We start from the raw sequence: 16,296 nt of genomic DNA on the forward strand, positions 1-16,296 counted from the left end.
CGTACGAAATATGACGATCAGCGCCTTTGGTCAGTACCGTTAACCGCTAATTGGTGCCGATACGGGCGAGCAGGTCGACGATCCGGTCCTGCACCTCGGTGCTGGTGGACCGTTCGGCGAGGAACAGCACCGTCTCGCCCGAGGCGAGCCTCGGCAGGTCGGCCTGGTCGACGGCGGCCGTGTAGACGACCAGCGGGGTGCGGTTCAACTGCCCGTTAGCCCGCAGCCAGTCCACGATTCCGGCCCTGCGGCGCTTCACCTGCAGCAGGTCCATGACCACCAGGTTCGGCCGCAACTGCGAGGCCAGAGTGACCGCGTCGGCGTCACTGGCGGCCCGCGCGACCTGCATCCCGCGCCGCTCCAGCGTCGCCGTCAGCGCGAGCGCGATCTCCGCGTGCTCCTCGATGAGCAGCACCCGCGGCGGATGCTGCTCACTGTCACGCGGGGCGAGCGCCTTGAGGAGTACGGCGGGATCGGCACCGTACGCCGCCTCACGCGTCGCCTGTCCGAGACCGGCCGTGACCAGGACCGGCACCTCAGCGGCCACGGCGGCCTGGCGCAGCGACTGGAGAGCGGTTCGGGTGATGGGCCCGGTCAGCGGATCGACGAACAGTGCCGCCGGGAAGGCCGCGATCTGCGCGTTGACCTCCTCGCGCGAGTGCACGATGACGGGCCGGTATCCGCGGTCGCTGAGCGCCTGCTGCGTCGTGACGTCCGGCGCGGGCCACACCAGCAGCCTGCGCGGATTGTCCAGCGGCTCCGGCGGCAGCTCGTCGTCCATGGGCCGGGGCTGCGGCTGGTCGGAGACCTCGACGGCTCCGCCGGGACCGTCGAGCGGCTCGGGCCCTTCGGCGGCGTTCTCGTCCGGTGCCCCTATGGCGTACGAGCGGCCGGCCCCCTCGGTGAACCCGGGGAGACGCGGAGCGCCCGGCGCGAGCTGGGTCTGCCCGGCGAGCGAGGGCTGCGCGGGCAACGGCGTCTGAGCGAGCGGTACCTGCCCGGCGAGGGACGGCTGACCCGGCACAGGCGCCTGACCGGCCGGCGAGGGCTGGGCCGGGGCCGGTGCGGCGGGCGCGACCTGTACCGCCGGGGGCGTGGCGGGCGCGGTCTGGCCCGACTGCGGGTGCGGACGAGCAGCCGACTCGGGCTGACCGGCGGGCTCGGGGCGGGTACCGAGCTTGCGGCGACGACCGGAGCCGTTCGAGCCGTTGGTGCCGTGCGGGGGCGTCGCGGTCTGCGGCTGGCCCGGCGTCTGGACCTGCGTCGCCTGCCGGCTGAACGCCACTCCCTGCCCGAGCGTCCGCACGCTGATCGCCCGACCCTGCGTCGAGTTCGGGTCGACCGGCGAAGCGGCCTCGGCGGGCAGCGCCTGTCCTGGCCGGGGCTGCACGGCCCGCTCGGGAGGAAGGAGGGCGCCTGCCGCCTGGGCGGCGGTCCCGGCGTCCGGGGTGTCGTCGTCGGCCGGGGGCCACGGCTGGGGCTGCTGCTGCTGGGGCTGCTGCTGGGGCTGGGGCTGGCCGACGGGAGCGGCCTGGGCCGGGATCGCCTGGCCCGGGGCAAGACCCTGGGCGAGGGCCGGCTGGGGCGCCGTACCCTGCGCCGGAACCTGCTGGGGAGCACCCTGAGGAACGGCCTGGGCGACGCCCTGGGGGACTTGCTGAGCTACCTGTTGGGGAACCTGCTGCCCCTGGACGCCCTGCGCCGGAACGGCCTGACCGGGGACCGGCTGACCGGGGACGGGCTGCGCGACCGGCTGCCCGAGCGCCGACTGCGCCGGAAGTCCCTGGGCGGGAACCGCCTGTCCGGCCATGGCCTGGGCGACTTGGGCGGCCTGCGCCGCCGGAACCGCCTGCCCGGGCATGACCTGGCCGGGCATGACCTGTCCGGGCATCACCTGACTCTGACCTTGGCCCTGCGCCGGAACGCCGCCCTGCGGAACACCGGGGGCCTGAACCGGAGTCGCCGGCACGGGAGCCATCTGGCCGGGAATCCCGCCCGGAGGCACGGCTCCCGGCTGCTCCGGGGCCTGGCGCGCACGGCGGCGACCGGTCGGGGCGGAAGTGGGATGAGGCTGCGGCGGGGTGTGGTCGTCGTCGGCATCGTGTGTGAGCCCGTCATGACGGCCACCGTCGTCGAACCGGTCGCTTACCGGCCCGGCCAGTCCGCCGGGTACCGCGGGGGCGCCCTCGTCCGTCCGGTCGGCCTCGGCCGGAGGCAGCGCGAACACCGGACGTGGGCCCGCCTCCTGCGCGTTCCCGCGCTCGGCAGCCGCCGCCAGAGCCCGGCGCCGACGCCCGGTCGGCTGCCCGTCCGCGCCCTCGTCGGCAGCGCCCTCCGCACCGGTGGCCCCGGAGGGTGCCGCGGGCAGGGCGGGCGGCAACGCGTGCTGCTCGCCCCCGCCGCGCCGCGCCGGAGCGCCGGGCACGCCCTGGGGCGGCACCGTCCCGCCCAGGCCGGAGCCCACGGCAGCGGTGCCCGCGCCGTGCTCGCCCGCCATGACGACGGCGCCGGTGGAGACACCGCCCCCGTTCGCGTCGCCCGCGTCGGCGGGGCTGGGCCGACCACGCCGACGCCCCGTACCGCCGTCCCCGTCGCCCGAGGGCTGCGCCTGGGGGCGCGCCTGGGGGTGCGCCTGAGCCTGCGCTTGTGAGTTGGGCTGGGACGCGGCAGCGGCGGCGACGGCGGCCTCCTCGGCCGCACGCCTCCGGCGCCGCCCGGTGGGCACGACCACCTCGTCACCTGAGTCACCGGGCTCCGCGTCGGCCTCGGTGACACCCTCCGGGAGATCGGCCTCCAGGAAGGCGTCCACGGAGGACCGGCGCGCCCGGCGCCGCCCGCTGACACCGCCACCACCGTCGCCGTTGCTGTCACCGGCGGCCGGTTCCTGCTCGGGCAGGGCCAGTTCGGCGCCGACGCCCACCCGCGGGTCCACGGCCTCGGCGACGACCGCGCCCGCCCCGCCCCCGATGGGCACCTCAAGGACGTACGCGCTGCCGCTCATGCCCGGCACCTCGTGCGTCTGCAGCACTCCGCCGTGGGCGCGCACGATCCCGCGCACGATCGGTTCGTGCACCGGGTCTCCCCCGGGATACGGCCCGCGCACCTCGATCCGTACGACCTCACCGCGCTGTGCGGCGGCCACGACCACCGTGTTGTCCAGATAACCGCCTGCGGACGCCGGCGAGTTGCCGGTCGCGTCGACACCGGCGACATCCGCGACGAGGTGTGCGAGGGCGGTGGCGAGACGCTGCGGGTCGACCTCGGCCTCTATGGGCGGCGCGTGCACGGCGAACTGGACGCGCCCGGGCCCGATCAGCTCGACGGCCCCGTCGACCCCTGCGGCGACGACCGCGTCGAGCATCACCTTCGTACGGGTGACGGAGTCGACGCCCGTGTCCAGCCGCTGGTAGGCGAGGACGTTGTCGACCAATGTGGTGATGCGCGAGTAACCGGCCGACAGATGGTGCAGCACCTGGTTCGCCTCGGGCCACAGCTGCCCGGCGTCGTCGGCGGCGAGGGTGGCCAGTTCGCGGCGCAGCTCGTCGAGGGGCCCGCGCAGCGAACGCCCCAGCAGGACGAGCAGCTGCTCCTGCCGGCCGGCCAGCGCCTCGTACCGGTCCTTCTCGCGCTCCGCGAGCGCCGCGTACCGGTCCTCACCGGCCGCGAGTTCCTCCTCGTGCTCCTCCCGCAACTGCTCGATCTCGGCGACCTGCTTCTGGCGCAGGGCGGTGAGCTCGGAGGCGTGCTCCTCGGCGACCCGCTCCAGCTCCGCCTCGTGGAGCTTGTCGGCGGCGTCCTTCTCCTCCGCGAGCGAGTCGTACGGACGACGGTCGGTGAAGGTCATCACGGCGCCGACGAGCTGGTCGCCGTCCCGGACGGGCGCGGTCGTCAGATCGACGGAGACCTTGTCCCCGCTCTTGGACCACAGCACCTGCCCGCGCACCCGGTGCTTGCGCCCGGACCGCAGGGTGTCGGCGAGCGGCGACTCGCCGTAAGGGAAGGGCTCACCGTCGGCACGCGAGTGCAGGACGAGGGTGTGCAGCTCGCGCCCGCCGAGATCGCTGGCCCGGTAACCGAGTATCTGAGCGGCGGCCGGATTGACGAGAACGACCCGTCCCTCGGTGTCCGTCCCGACGACGCCTTCCGCCGCGGCGCGCAGGATCATCTCGGTCTGACGTTGCGAACGCGCGAGTTCGGCCTCGGTGTCGACGGTGCCGGACAGATCGCGTACGACGAGCATGAGCAGCTCGTCATTGGTGTAGCCGTAGCTGTCGTAGGCCTGCTGGCCGTTCTCGAGATTCGCACTGGTGACCTCGACGGGAAACTCGGTCCCGTCCGTCCGCCGGGCGATCATCCGGGTCGGCTTGGTCTGCCCGTGCGGGTCCATCGAATCGGGCCGCCGCATGGTGCCGGGGATCAGCCGCGAGTCGAACTGCGGGAGCAGATCGAGCAGCCCGCGCCCGACGAGGGCGGTGCCCGGCGTCTCGAACGCCGCGAGGGCGATCGTATTGGCGTTGACGACGGTCCCATTGGCGTTGACCAGCACCAACGCATCGGGCAGCGCGTCGAGTATGGCTGCGAGGCGAGCAGCGCCTCGGGATGGCCTGCTGCTCACGAGACGCTTCCTCCCTGTTACCGCACCTTGCCTACCGCGGACGCCATCTTGCCTACCGGCCCGCAACGTGTCACGCGAGGGAGTCTAAGGGCAGTGGTTGCGCTCGCGACGCCGGATGAGAGGGAGGTCGCACGACGAAGTGACAGAGACCCTGTGACGGCACCTTCCACACCGCTTATGCGCTACGGGGCTCCTGTGACGGTGGTGTGAGGGCCCGTGGAGGCCTTGTTCCGCTGGTCGGGGTCCTGCCAGGGCGGCTCACCGAAGATCGGGCAGCAGCGGTACGAGCCGGTCCCAGCGGGCCATCTGGCACCCGTTGCTGCGGTCGAACGTGGCATCGACAGGACGCCCGGCCCACGTTCCGGTCACATGAGCGGTCGCCGGACCCCCGTACATCATCGTGCAGACGCTGTCGGGGGGTACGGGGGCGAAAGGATCCTTCCCCCATCGGGTGCCCCGGTCGAGCGACCCGCAGGCCTCCTCGACGTCGGGATGACTCCCGCCACCGGGATGACAGGCCAACTCGAATCGCCCGTCCCCACGCCCACCGGTGCCGTGAACGGTGACGGTGAGGTGGTCGGAGGCGCGTCCCAGGGGAGCGAGTCCCAGGGGGGAGAGGAGGGGCGCGAAGGGCGAGAGGGGGCGCGTCTGGGTGCCCGCGTCGGCGTACGCGGCCGAGGGCGCGGCGGAGAAGGAGGCGGCGGCGAGGGAGACGCCGGCGGTGGCGGCGAACACGAGACGGCGGAGAGCGCCGGTACGGGTGCGGCCGGGAGGAAGAAAGAGATGGGGGACCTGGGTGTGAGGGGCGTGGCTGTGCGTGGCGTGGGCGCGAGGAGTGCGCGGGATGACCTTGAACATGACCTGACTAACGCCTGACCCCGAAGGACGATGCGCGACCCGGGCCGACGACCGCACAACGGCTTTGCCCTGCGCCCCACCTGCCTAGTACCGTGGGAGGCGATTGGTGACACCGCGCTCGTCTGTGTCATCATCTGCACGCACCACTCGCGCTCGCGCGGGAGGTTGTGCTGGAGGCGTCGCCTAGTCCGGTCTATGGCGCCGCACTGCTAATGCGGTTTGGGACTTACATCCCATCGAGGGTTCAAATCCCTCCGCCTCCGCACCTGATCCGAAGCCCTGGTCCTCACAGACCGGGGCTTCGGTCGTTTTCGCAGGTCAGGCAGGGTGCGGCTAACGGATTTCACGTCACGCCGCCAGTCATGTAATGTTGTTCCCGCAACGCCGACCGGGTCGAAAACACCGGAAGGAAGAGCAGAAACAACAGAAAACACAAGCACTCGTAGCTTAACGGATAGAGCATCTGACTACGGATCAGAAGGTTGCAGGTTCGAATCCTGCCGAGTGCACACAGGTCAAAGGCCCCGCCGGGCGAACCGGCGGGGTCTTTGACATACACGCACTACATCAACGCATCCGACAGCCTTCCGACCTCGACGCGCGAGGCTTGTCAGCATGGTTGCCGGTCATGCCACCGTTTCGGGGTTCAGCTCAGCTCCTCGCGCACTTCGTAGATGGTGGGTCGGTCTTCGGGGGCGTGGCTGAGCATCGCGTCGATCAGGTCCCCAAGCTCCCCGGGTGCCTTCACGGGCCGACGTCGGCCGCCCGCCACTGCTTCCCTCTGTACGGGGCGCGGGGCGTCGTCCGGGTACTCGACCGCCCGCCAGCCCGTGGCGGAGATGAGCAGCGAGGCCCCGAGTGCGTAGACGTCGGCTTCCTGGGTCGGTTCGGCTTCTCCGGTGTCGAGGACGCTGCGTGCGATCTCCGGTGCCTCGTAGTGGACGAGGCAGCCGCGGAAGGGGAAGTCGTGGCCCTCGGGTACGTGGCCGCCATGGGCAAGGGCGAGGTCGATGAGGTGTGTTCGTTCCGGGCCGATGATGAAGTGGGCGGGTTGCACATCGCCATGTGCCCAGCCTTTGGTGTGGAGTTCGGCCAGCGCCTGGGCGCATTCCAGTGCCTCGCCGGTATCCGGCGTGATGGACGAGCCTTTCCTACGCCAGCGCTCCCACAGCCGGTACAGGTCCGGTCCCTCGTGCCACGGCTGGTAATTCCACGTGCCGTGCTCCCACTCGCCATACGCGATGCCCTCGACGCCGAGGCGAAGCAGAACGGCACCTTCGCGCGCGGGCGCGAGCGCGGTCCAGGGCTGGGCAGGCCAGTCGGCCGTAGCCTCGATCGGATAGCCGATCTTCACGGCGTAGTGGCCCCGGTGACTCTCCACCTCCCAGACCGTGGAGCCCCGACGGTTGATGACCATGCGCTGAGTCGTGGGCATGAGTGCGTCGAGCACGACGATCGGCAGTTCAGGGGTTGGGGCGGGCAACGTCGCTTCTCCTTGTCCTTCCGGGCGGGCGCGGCCGACCACGGGTTCGGGCCGGCCGCGTCGCTGTTGTCGTCTGCTACGCCTGACCGTACGGTCGGCCGCAGTCCGAGTCGCACTGTGCGAGATTCACCGCCGCCTGCGGATCCGATGGGAGCGCCGCGATGACATCCACGAAGCCTTCCTCGGCCTCGCCACCTGCCTCATCACCCACCGCCACGTCCAACGCCTTTGTTAGGACCTCTTGGGGCTTCGCGGTCGACAAGGCGCTCGTTGGGCTCCAGCGGGAGGGGCTCGCGCTCGTCTCCCCAGTCATCGAGTCTGAGCCTGACTTGGAAGTTGCGCTCAGCGTGATCGACCACGCTCCCGCTGATAGCGAACCCCAGTGGGGGAGGGATGGTTCCGGGAGGTGAACCGAAGATCTCCGCCAGGCCCACCGCGTCTGGCACCCTGTCGATCTTTACGAACACGCCGAATGGCTGTCGGCCGATGACCTTGCCGGTCACGGCGGCGCCCACTGGCAGCGCGGTCACGGTTGCCGGCCAGGCCCGTCGTATGTCCTCGGGCGTCGGATCCCCCACACCGTTCGGCCACGTGTACTCCGTCATGCGCCGCATCCCCCCGGGTGATCGCGTACTTGAACCTCTGGCCCCATCCTTATCAGGTCGATCATGGGTGTCTGATCACCTGCGCCACCCGCCGATACGACCCCGGTAGTCGGCCGTCGGGGATCGGCGCTGACCGCCGCTGTTCGTGGCTGTTGGTGTCAGCCGGTGATGTCAGACATCAGCGGCCTGCTTGACGTTTCTCGCGACCAGGAGTAGGGCTCCTGCGCGTTGGGTCGGTCTTGCGCAGCCTACCGGCGCCCGATACAACCATCTGGTGCCAAGTGCTTCCAAGCCGAACGTGCGGTGGACCAAGGACAAGGCTGGAGCCATCCTGGCCGCCACCACCGGCTTCTTCTTCGCTAACCCGCCGGCTCCTGAAATGACGACGCAGTTGACCCCACGCCACGCACACACGGTCGCGGTGTTCGTCAGCTTCGCGGTGGCGGTCCTTGCTTACTCGGTCGGCCTGAGGGCGATCAGGAAGCTCCCATGACGGTTCCCCGCTACGAGCGCAAGGCCGAACACTTCCTCTCCTTCGCTGGCATCGCCGCAACCCTCATGAACGATCGAGGCTAGGAACTGGAAAGCATCAATTGACACAGGTCCGACAAGCATCAACTGCATCTAGACACAGGTATGGATATATATCTGCAATCTGGGTCTGATAGGGCTTCGTGCGGGGCGTAAAGCAGCCGGTATGGCCGACACGGACCGATTCACGGAGAGCTACGGATCAGAGGTTGCGGATTTGACCCTGGGAGATCAGGGCCTCTTCGCCGAATTTCGTACTGAGACCAGCCTTTGAGCGTCCTGCAGCGCGTGTTCAGTTCTCGCTGATGCAGCGGGCCTCGGCCACGAGCCTCTGGGGCAGTCCTGGCCCCGCGCACGCGTAGTCGATCAGTAGGTCCCGGTAGGAGGTGTTCGCGAGCCCGGGCGCGAGGTCGATCAGGGCGCGCAGCTCGTCGGACGAGCCGGACAGGCGCGTGCGATAGGCGGCACCTGCCGCGCGCAGGGAGGCTTCGTGCGGTTCGTGTTGTACGCCCTGTTCGACGAGGGCCACTGCTGCGGCGAAGTCGCCTTGCAAGGCACGCACGTCGGCAAGGTCCAGGTAGAGGGACCAGTTGGTGGCATCCAGGGTCAGGGCCTGTTCGAAGGCCGCCGCAGTCTGGTCCAGGTCGCCCATCGCGCGCCAGGTGTTCGCTCGTGCGACCGCGGTCCACATGACCCGATCGACGGCATCGGCGCGGTCGCAGAGGGTGAAAGCCAGCTCGTAGCAGCCGCAGGCACGGGGCAGCCGGGCCATGGAAGCCAGCGACTCCGGTACAGGGCTGCGTTCGGAGACCACGTCGAGGGCATGGAACCAGGGAGCGAACCGCTCCCGCATCTCTTCGGTGTTCAGGTCGTGGCCGTAGTCCAACGTCCGCAGACACGCCTCCGCCAACGCCTCGGCACTCACCCCTTCGAGGAACCGGGGATCGCCGAACCAGGGAGCGATGCCCCACGCCACGGCGGGCCGCACCCCCGTGACCGAGCCAAGGGCCATCACCGCGTTGTCCATGTCCCCGTCGAGAAACAGGAAGTACGCCTGCGCCAGCACAGCGCTCAAGGAGCCGTCCCCTTCGAGGCCCTCCTTCAGCTCCGAGCGCCGGTCCTGCCACAACTCGGCGAGGGCCGCATAGGGCTCTGGGGCTGCCGGCGCGGAGGCTATCGCCTTCACCAGACACTCCACGGCACCGACCGGGTTTCCGCCACAGTGCGCCATCACACCGGCGAGAGCGACTCCCGCTGTCACTGACTGATTCGACATCGCCGGAGGATATCCGTGGCCAAGGGTTCTGTGGAACCTTCCACTTGCACGGCGGTGCAGCCATCGGTGATCCGGAAGTGACGGCAACCCTGACGGCAACGACCGCACACAGAGGCCGGTGATCACGACCGTCGGCGATCACTCCGGGAGGAGGTGGGCCACCCTCCCAACGAGCTGCCCGATCCTACGGATCAGAAGGTTGCAGGTTCGAATCCTGCCGAGTGCACACAGGTCAAAGGCCCCCTGGGATAATCCCAGGGGGCCTTTGACATCAACCGCTGACACCAACGCGGGCAGACGTCCCGATCAGCCATCCGTGTCCGGCGTCTCCTCGCCGTCAGATTTCTCCTCGGACTCGCCCAACCCAAGGGCGTCGTCCATCCGATTGGCGGCGGCCGAAGTAGCGTCGGCCTCTTGACCGGCTTCTTCCGGCGGGCCTCCTCTGTGTCACCGTTGGCCCGTGGTCGATGCGGTGGGGCGCGTGGAGCTGGTGGAGCGGGTCGACGAGTGGGATCGGGTCGTCGGGGTGGTGGAGCGCGGCGAGGCCATTCGGCGCGGGTGGCTGCATCGGGTTGCCACCACCGTGTGCCGCGATGCGGCGGGGCGGGTGCTGGTGCATCGGCGGGCCGATGGGCACCCCCGGTTTCCGGGGCACTACGACTGGCTGGTCGGCGGCGCTGCCGATGTCGGGGAGAGCTGGGAGGAGGCCGCCGCGCGTGAGCTCACCGAGGAGTTGGGGGTGAGGGCGGACGTGCGGTTCGTGTTCAAGTTCCTGTGTCGGGGGGCCATCAGCCCGTACTGGCTCGGTGTTCACCAAGCCGTCGTCGCCGAGGAGATCACCGCTGATCCGACGGAGATCAGTTGGCACGGGTGGGTCGACGAGGGCGAGTTGGGGGAACTGACCCGTCGGCTGACCTTCGTACCCGATGGCCTTGAGGCTCTGCGCAGGTATGCGGCGACTAATCCGCCGGGGTGGCAGGCGGGGTGAGGTCGCGGATCTCGTCCATGTACTCCCGGGCCAGGCGGCCCTGGCGCGTGAACCAGTCGGCCAGTACGGCTACTTCGTCGGGGGAGTAGTCGGCGACGAGGGCGGCCAGGCGGGCGTAGTAGGGCCCGTAGAGGGCATGAGCGCGAGCGACCGCGGCCGGTTCGGCGGCCACGCGGACCCGGCGGCGGTCGTTCGGGTCGGGCCGGCGGGTGATGTAGCCCGCGCGTTCGAGGCGGTTGAGGATCCCGGTGACCGCGCCCGTGGTGACGTGGGCGCGCTCCGCCAGGTCGCCGGCGGTGAGCAGGTCCTCGCCTGCTTCCAGGACGAAGGCGAAGCAGGTGATGTCGGTGACGTTCATGTTGAGGCGACGTGCCATCTCCTGCTGGCTGAGCAGGTGCGTCGCGATGGTGTGGTCCATCTCCTGGAGCATCTGGGCGGGGGTCGCGGGCGGCCGGGGCCCGCTGTCCGCTGTGCCGGGGGTGTCGGGCGTGCCTTGCATCGAGGATTGCCTTAGCTCGTGAGAGGTTTTGCAGCTAAACTACTTACGACGTGAGGGATTCTCATTCTACTGGGGAGGCACGGACGTGAGCACATACGACGAGGGCCACACTGTCGCCGGCTGGACCGGTACCGCGATCGCCACGGTCGGGACCTGCGTGCTCGGGTGGGGGGTCTGTACGACCTCGGCCCTCGCGTTGAGCGGCGGGGGTGTGGTGGTGGCGGTCTCCGTGCTGGTCACCTGGGTGCTGCATCTCGCCGGGTGGGGGAAACCGCCTGGTGTGCGGCCGGTCGGTGAGTGGCCGATGCGGGAGCGGGACCGCTCGGCGCGGGCGGGGCATCCGGGGTGTGTCTCGTGTCGGTTTGCGGGTCGGGCACGGAGTGCGGGCGGTGCCGTTGTCGCGGGCGGTGAGAGTGGTACGGCCGTTGCCGGTGGGGCCGGGGAGGTTGTTCCGGAACGGGTCTGAGTGGCCCACCGGGTGGAGCGCCGGGTCGGCCGCCGAGCGGTCCGCTGCCTGGGCCGGTGTCTGGCTCGTGCGCTCCTGACCTGCGGTTTCCCTGTTCCCAGGGGCGTTGTCAGTGGTACCCCGTAATCTCGCAAGGGATGGCACAGGCGTGGAGATGCTCGGGGCTGCGATGGTCGGCAGGCGGTCCCGTGCTGCGGTGGGGCGGGGGGCGCGACAGCGCGCTGACCTGGGGGAAGAGGGTGGCCTTCGGGGTCGCGGAAGGGGGCGTACGGACATGTGTGGGAGCGCGGGGGAACGCCTGTCCGATACGGGCGGAGGTGTCGGGGCGGAGTACGGGGGCGCGCTGCGAGGAGTGTGCGCGGCTGGACCGGGCGCACTCGGTCGCCGCCGACACGATCGCGGACGATCCACGGCCCTATCACGTATATCTGGCGTGGTTCGGGCCCGGGATGACCAAGGTCGGCATCACGGCGCTGGAGCGGGGCTCCGCGCGGCTGCTTGAGCAGGGTGCCGTCGCCTTCAGCTGGCTGGGTGTCGGCCCGCTGATGGCCGCCCGGCGTACGGAGGAGCTGCTGCGCGCCGCCCTCAAGGTCCCGGACCGGATTGCGTACGCCGACAAGCGGGCGGTGCGGGCCGCGCTGCCGGGATCGGCGGCGGAGCGGGCCGTCGAGGTCGAGGAACTGCACGCCCGGGCGTGCGGGCTGGGTGGCTGGCCCGAGTCCCTGGAGCGGGCGTCCTGCCAAGTCGTCGACCACGTCGGGGTATTCGGACTGACGGAGCCGGCGCCGGCCGTGGGCGCGGTGAGGGAGTTGGTGGCGGGAGGCGTCGTCGGGGGCGAGCTGGTGGCGGCTGCCGGGCCTGACCTGCATCTCGCGGTCGAGGACGGGCGGGGAGTGGTAGTGCTGGATACGAGGCTGATGACCGGATGGGAGCTGGTGCCGGTAGGCAGCGGTGGACTCACCGTCCCTGTGCGGGAGTTCAAGGTGGCGAAGGAGGCGGCGGGGGTACAGGACGGGTTGTTCTGATCCCGGACGGCAGGTGGTGACGCCGGGTGGTGTCATAGGGCGTCGTCGGGGCCGTACTGCGAGGGTTCGTTCGAGCGGGAGGAAGCAAGCGGTGGACGACACGAGCACAGCCTCGGAGGACGGAAACGCTACCGCCGGTGGGGAGGTCGCCGAGGTTCGGCGGTTCTGGGTGCGGCTCGGGTTGCCCGGTCTTGTCGACGTGCACACGCACTTCATGCCCGAGCGGGTGCTGCGCAAGGTCTGGGCCTACTTCGACGCCGCCGGGTCGATGAACGGCGGCATCGAGTGGCCGATCACCTACCGGCTGGAGGAGGACGAACGGCTCGCGCTGGTCCGGGAGTTCGGGGTGCGGGCCTTCACCGCCATGCTCTACCCGCACAAGGCCGGCATGGCCCAGTGGCTCAACCAGTGGGCGGCTGACTTCGCGAGCCGTACCCCCGACTGTCTGCACACCTCGACGCTGTTCCCCGAACCGGGCGTCGAGGCGTATGTCCGGGAGGCCGTGGAGTCCGGCGCGCGCGTCTTCAAGGCGCATGTGCAGGTGGGGGCGTACGACCCGGCCGACGAACTCCTCGACCCCGCCTGGGGGCTGCTCGCCGAGGCCGGGACGCCCGTGGTGATCCACTGCGGCTCCGGTCCGGCGCCCGGCAAGCACACCGGGCCCGAACCGATCGGGCGCGTGCTGGCCCGGCATCCGCGGCTGCGGCTGATCGTCGCGCACATGGGGATGCCCGAGTACGGGGACTTCCTCGGCCTTGCCGAGCGGTTCGACGAGGTGCGGCTGGACACGACGATGGCGTTCACCGACTTCGCGGAGCGGCTCGCCCCGTTCCCCCGGCCCGAACTCCCCCGGCTGGCGGATCTCGGTGACCGGATCCTGTTCGGCTCGGACTTCCCGAACATTCCGTATCCGTACGTCCACCAGCTGCACGCCCTGGAGCGGCTCGGCCTCGGCGACGACTGGCTCCGGGCCGTGTGTCACGACAACGGGGCGCGGCTGTTCGGGCTGTGACGGACAAGGGTGAGGAGGGGCTGACATCGGTGTGAGGGCGGGGTGAGAAACGGCGGTCGCCGGTGACGGAACGGGCGTATGGGACGTACGGGATGGTGGTGTGTGACTTCGGACCCGGTTCGCCCAGCGGGCGCACAGGATGCCTGACGGTGGTCTCCGGGGCTCTCCGGTGGCCGCTCCGGGGGATCGGAATGGTCCGGTCGGGCGCGAAGGTGCAGCTCGGCCCGGGGGTTGGTGCCCGCCGGTGGGTTGTCCCGGTCCCCGGCTCTCCGGCTTTCGGGGTGTCTGTTCCCAGGGCTTCCCTGAGAGGCGCCTGTGCGTTTCTCAGGAAAATCACAGGTTCCAGAAAGCCTGCTCTCAGAGGACACCGACAAGGTTTCCGCTATGACCACGACCTCGCCCCAGGGGCGCACCGAACTGCTGAGGCCGGACGGGAGCCCCGTCCGAGTGCTTGTGGTGGACGACGAGCTGTCGATCACCGAGCTGCTGTCCATGGCCCTCCGTTACGAAGGCTGGCAGATCCGCAGCGCGGGTGACGGAACGGGTGCGGTGCAGACCGCGCGCGAGTTCCGGCCCGACGCCGTCGTCCTCGACATGATGCTGCCCGACATGGACGGCCTCACCGTTCTCGGCCGGCTGCGGCGCGAGCTGCCCGAGGTGCCGGTGCTGTTCCTGACGGCGAAGGACGCCGTCGAGGACCGGATCGCGGGCCTCACCGCCGGTGGCGACGACTATGTGACCAAGCCGTTCAGCCTCGAAGAGGTCGTGGCACGGCTGCGCGGTCTGATCCGGCGCTCCGGTGCCGCCGACCGGCGTTCCGACTCCGTCCTGGTCGTCGGTGATCTCACCCTCGACGAGGACAGCCACGAGGTGTCGCGTGCCGGGGACGGTATCCACCTCACCGCGACCGAGTTCGAGCTGCTGCGCTTCCTGATGCGCAACCCGCGGCGGGTGCTCAGCAAGGCCCAGATACTCGACCGTGTGTGGTCGTACGACTTCGGCGGCCAGGCGAACGTCGTCGAGCTGTACATCTCCTACCTGCGCCGGAAGATCGACGCCGGGCGCGAGCCGATGATCCACACCCGGCGCGGCGCCGGATATCTGATCAAGCCCGCCGGCTGACCCCATGTCATTGGTGGTGCCGCTCCGGAAGACTTGGTTGAGCCCGGTAGGAGGGCAGCACGGTGAGCAGTAACAGGAAAGCGGGCGGGCAGCGGAGGCTGGGCAGGTCCGAGCAGAGGGCGCAGCGGAAGAGCAGGCCGAAGACCCTCCGTACGCGGCTTGTCGTCTCGGCGGTCTCGCTGATCGCGGTGGTGTGCGCCGTGATGGGCACGGTGACGACCATCGCGCTCGAAAAGCACCTCGACTCGCAGCTGAACAGCCAGGTCAGCGAGGCCGCGAACCGTGTCGGCGGTCCCCCGCCCGGGCAGGGCCCGGGGGGTGTCGGCAAGCAGGGCACTCCGCCCGGCGGGCTGCCGAACAGCAACTACTCTTCATCCTCTTCATCCTCTTCGTCCTCTTCCTCTTCGTCCTCCACCGGGAACAACACCGTCTCCGGTGCGGGCATCGGGTCGCAGACCGTCGAGCAACGGCTCACGCAGTTCATGGAGAAGGGCGGGACGCAGGAGTCCACCATCGCCGCGGCCGTCGACGCGAACGGCGGGGTCACCCAGGCGTATGTCTCCAAGATGCAGACGAGTACCAGTACGAGTGACAGCGAGGTGCTCGCCGTCAAGCTGAGCGCGACTCAGCGCGCCGAGTTGGCGTCCGTCTCCCGCAGCGACGGCCTGCACACCGTCACCCTCACCGGGCTCGGGGAGTACCGCGTCAAGTACGTCACCGGTGACCGGGGCAGCTACTACGTCGCCCTGCCCACCGAATCCGTGACCACGACCATCAACACCCTGATCCTCGTGGAGGTCAGCGTCACCGCCGCCGGTCTCGTCGCCGCCGGTATCGCCGGGACGGTCCTCGTCGGTGTGGCCCTGCGCCCGCTCCGCAAGGTCGCCTCGACCGCCACCAGGGTCTCCGAACTCCCGTTGCACACCGGCGAGGTGACCCTCAACGAGCGCGTCGCCGAATCCGAGACCGACCCGCACACCGAGGTCGGCCAGGTCGGCGCGGCCCTCAACCGGATGCTCGACCATGTGCACGGCGCCCTGCACTCACGCCAGCAGAGCGAGATGCGCGTACGCCAGTTCGTCGCGGACGCCAGTCATGAGCTGCGGACGCCGCTGGCGTCGATCCGCGGCTACGCCGAGCTGACGAGACGTGGACGTGAGGAGACCGGGCCGGACACACGTCACGCGCTTGGGCGGATCGAGTCCGAGGCGGGCCGTATGACCCTGCTCGTGGAGGATCTCCTCCTGCTCGCCCGCCTCGACGCGGGCCGGCCGTTGCAGTTCGACCAGACCGACCTCGTACCGCTCGTCGTGGACACCGTCAGCGACGCGCGCGCGGCCGGCCGGGACCACAACTGGCGGCTCGACCTGCCCGACGAGCCCGCGTTGGTGTCGGCGGACGCGGCCCGGCTGCAGCAGGTTCTGGTGAACCTGCTGGCCAACGCCCGTACGCACACCCCGCCCGGGACGACCGTCACCGCGCGCGTGCAGCGGCGCGGGCCGTGGCTGTGTGTGGACGTGCAGGACGACGGACAGGGCATCCCGGCAGACCTGTTGCCGCATGTGTTCGAGCGCTTCGCGCGAGGCGACTCCGCGCGCTCCCGCAACACCGGGTCGACAGGCCTCGGGCTCGCCATCGTGCAGGCCGTGGCGACCGCGCACGGCGGCGCGGTGACCGTCGACAGCGTGCCCGGGCAGACCGTCTTCACGGTCCACCTGCCGGCCCTCGCCCCCGAAATGGCACCCGAAACAAACTGGCAATCGGACTCACAGGCACAGCACAGTGCCACCACATGGGCGCAACAGGGGGCCTGACG

13 protein-coding genes, 2 tRNA genes and 1 pseudogene are annotated in these 16,296 nt (G+C 70.2%); 10 read left to right on the forward strand and 6 right to left on the reverse strand.

Going from position 1 to position 16,296, the window contains the following annotated elements:
• Window positions 1-46: 46 nt before the first annotated feature.
• Complete coding sequence (locus tag PV734_RS11940) at window positions 47-4,615, reverse strand: PAS domain-containing protein (RefSeq protein ID WP_319289433.1); 4,569 nt, start codon at window positions 4,613-4,615, stop codon at window positions 47-49.
• Window positions 4,616-4,873: 258 nt separating this feature from the next.
• Entirely contained in the window at window positions 4,874-5,473 is a 600-nt protein-coding gene (locus PV734_RS11945) for an SSI family serine proteinase inhibitor (RefSeq protein WP_319096567.1), read from the reverse strand.
• 172 nt (window positions 5,474-5,645) lie between these two features.
• Here PV734_RS11945 and PV734_RS11950 point away from each other — a divergent pair.
• Together PV734_RS11950 and PV734_RS11955 are read left to right on the forward strand one after the other, a co-directional pair.
• A tRNA-Ser gene (locus tag PV734_RS11950) sits at window positions 5,646-5,736 on the forward strand.
• Window positions 5,737-5,909: 173 nt separating this feature from the next.
• Window positions 5,910-5,982, forward strand: a tRNA-Arg gene (locus tag PV734_RS11955).
• Window positions 5,983-6,119: 137 nt separating this feature from the next.
• Here PV734_RS11955 and PV734_RS11960 read toward each other — a convergent pair.
• A complete protein-coding gene (locus tag PV734_RS11960) occupies window positions 6,120-6,908 on the reverse strand; it encodes a protein kinase (protein ID WP_415924190.1) in 789 nt (262 codons plus the stop codon).
• 178 nt (window positions 6,909-7,086) lie between these two features.
• On the opposite strand from PV734_RS11960, the pseudogene PV734_RS45800 reads away from it, so the two are divergent.
• Window positions 7,087-7,191 (forward strand): annotated as a pseudogene (locus PV734_RS45800) (IS5/IS1182 family transposase); the annotation flags it as partial.
• Here PV734_RS45800 and PV734_RS11965 read toward each other — a convergent pair.
• Complete coding sequence (locus tag PV734_RS11965) at window positions 7,160-7,561, reverse strand: hypothetical protein (RefSeq protein WP_319096565.1); 402 nt, start codon at window positions 7,559-7,561, stop codon at window positions 7,160-7,162. The pseudogene PV734_RS45800 and the gene PV734_RS11965 sit on opposite strands and share 32 nt — an antisense overlap.
• Before the next feature lie 298 nt (window positions 7,562-7,859).
• Between PV734_RS11965 and PV734_RS11970 the strand changes: the two genes are divergently transcribed.
• On the forward strand, window positions 7,860-8,054 hold the full coding sequence (locus PV734_RS11970; RefSeq protein WP_319289435.1) for a hypothetical protein: 195 nt from the start codon (window positions 7,860-7,862) through the stop codon (window positions 8,052-8,054).
• 330 nt (window positions 8,055-8,384) lie between these two features.
• On the opposite strand, the gene PV734_RS11975 is transcribed toward PV734_RS11970, so the two are convergent.
• Window positions 8,385-9,368, reverse strand: a complete 984-nt coding sequence (locus PV734_RS11975) for a tetratricopeptide repeat protein (RefSeq protein ID WP_319289436.1) — start codon at window positions 9,366-9,368, stop codon at window positions 8,385-8,387.
• A 460-nt stretch (window positions 9,369-9,828) separates the two neighbouring features.
• Between PV734_RS11975 and PV734_RS11980 the strand changes: the two genes are divergently transcribed.
• Window positions 9,829-10,356: an NUDIX hydrolase gene (locus tag PV734_RS11980; RefSeq protein ID WP_319289437.1), complete on the forward strand. Its 528-nt coding sequence runs from the start codon at window positions 9,829-9,831 to the stop codon at window positions 10,354-10,356.
• On the opposite strand, the gene PV734_RS11985 is transcribed toward PV734_RS11980, so the two are convergent.
• On the reverse strand, window positions 10,328-10,855 hold the full coding sequence (locus PV734_RS11985; RefSeq protein ID WP_319096560.1) for a helix-turn-helix domain-containing protein: 528 nt from the start codon (window positions 10,853-10,855) through the stop codon (window positions 10,328-10,330). The genes PV734_RS11980 and PV734_RS11985 overlap by 29 nt on opposite strands.
• An 85-nt stretch (window positions 10,856-10,940) precedes the next feature.
• On the opposite strand from PV734_RS11985, the gene PV734_RS11990 reads away from it, so the two are divergent.
• The 5 genes from PV734_RS11990 to PV734_RS12010 all read left to right on the forward strand — a co-directional run bounded on the left by PV734_RS11990 (window position 10,941) and on the right by PV734_RS12010 (window position 16,294).
• On the forward strand, window positions 10,941-11,321 hold the full coding sequence (locus tag PV734_RS11990) for an HGxxPAAW family protein (protein WP_319289438.1): 381 nt from the start codon (window positions 10,941-10,943) through the stop codon (window positions 11,319-11,321).
• Between the two features lie 137 nt (window positions 11,322-11,458).
• The gene (locus PV734_RS11995; protein ID WP_319096558.1) at window positions 11,459-12,346 is read left to right on the forward strand and encodes a DUF2797 domain-containing protein; all 888 of its coding nucleotides are present in this window, start codon (window positions 11,459-11,461) and stop codon (window positions 12,344-12,346) included.
• Between the two features lie 91 nt (window positions 12,347-12,437).
• Window positions 12,438-13,358: an amidohydrolase family protein gene (locus PV734_RS12000; protein WP_319096555.1), complete on the forward strand. Its 921-nt coding sequence runs from the start codon at window positions 12,438-12,440 to the stop codon at window positions 13,356-13,358.
• 384 nt (window positions 13,359-13,742) lie between these two features.
• Window positions 13,743-14,480 (forward strand): response regulator transcription factor, encoded by a 738-nt coding sequence (locus PV734_RS12005; protein WP_044471956.1) that lies wholly within the window; start codon window positions 13,743-13,745, stop codon window positions 14,478-14,480.
• Between the two features lie 62 nt (window positions 14,481-14,542).
• Window positions 14,543-16,294 carry a HAMP domain-containing sensor histidine kinase gene (locus PV734_RS12010; RefSeq protein WP_319289439.1) on the forward strand — a complete coding sequence of 584 codons (1,752 nt, stop codon included), beginning with the start codon at window positions 14,543-14,545 and terminating at the stop codon, window positions 16,292-16,294.
• Window positions 16,295-16,296: the final 2 nt, after the last annotated feature.

This window comes from Streptomyces sp. AK08-02, assembly GCF_033795085.1.
Taxonomy (GTDB): Bacteria; Actinomycetota; Actinomycetes; order Streptomycetales; family Streptomycetaceae; genus Streptomyces; species Streptomyces echiniscabiei.

What these genes read in the sequence shown, in the direction of transcription:
- PV734_RS11965 (WP_319096565.1), bottom strand. Translation starts at nt 7,561, where the DNA reads ATGACGGAGTACACGTGGCCGAACGGTGTGGGGGATCCGACGCCCGAG.
- PV734_RS11995 (WP_319096558.1), top strand. Translation starts at nt 11,459, where the DNA reads ATGGCACAGGCGTGGAGATGCTCGGGGCTGCGATGGTCGGCAGGCGGT.
- PV734_RS11975 (WP_319289436.1), bottom strand. Translation starts at nt 9,368, where the DNA reads ATGTCGAATCAGTCAGTGACAGCGGGAGTCGCTCTCGCCGGTGTGATG.
- PV734_RS12005 (WP_044471956.1), top strand. Translation starts at nt 13,743, where the DNA reads ATGACCACGACCTCGCCCCAGGGGCGCACCGAACTGCTGAGGCCGGAC.
- PV734_RS11945 (WP_319096567.1), bottom strand. Translation starts at nt 5,473, where the DNA reads ATGTTCAAGGTCATCCCGCGCACTCCTCGCGCCCACGCCACGCACAGC.
- PV734_RS11960 (WP_415924190.1), bottom strand. Translation starts at nt 6,908, where the DNA reads ATGCCCACGACTCAGCGCATGGTCATCAACCGTCGGGGCTCCACGGTC.
- PV734_RS11985 (WP_319096560.1), bottom strand. Translation starts at nt 10,855, where the DNA reads ATGCAAGGCACGCCCGACACCCCCGGCACAGCGGACAGCGGGCCCCGG.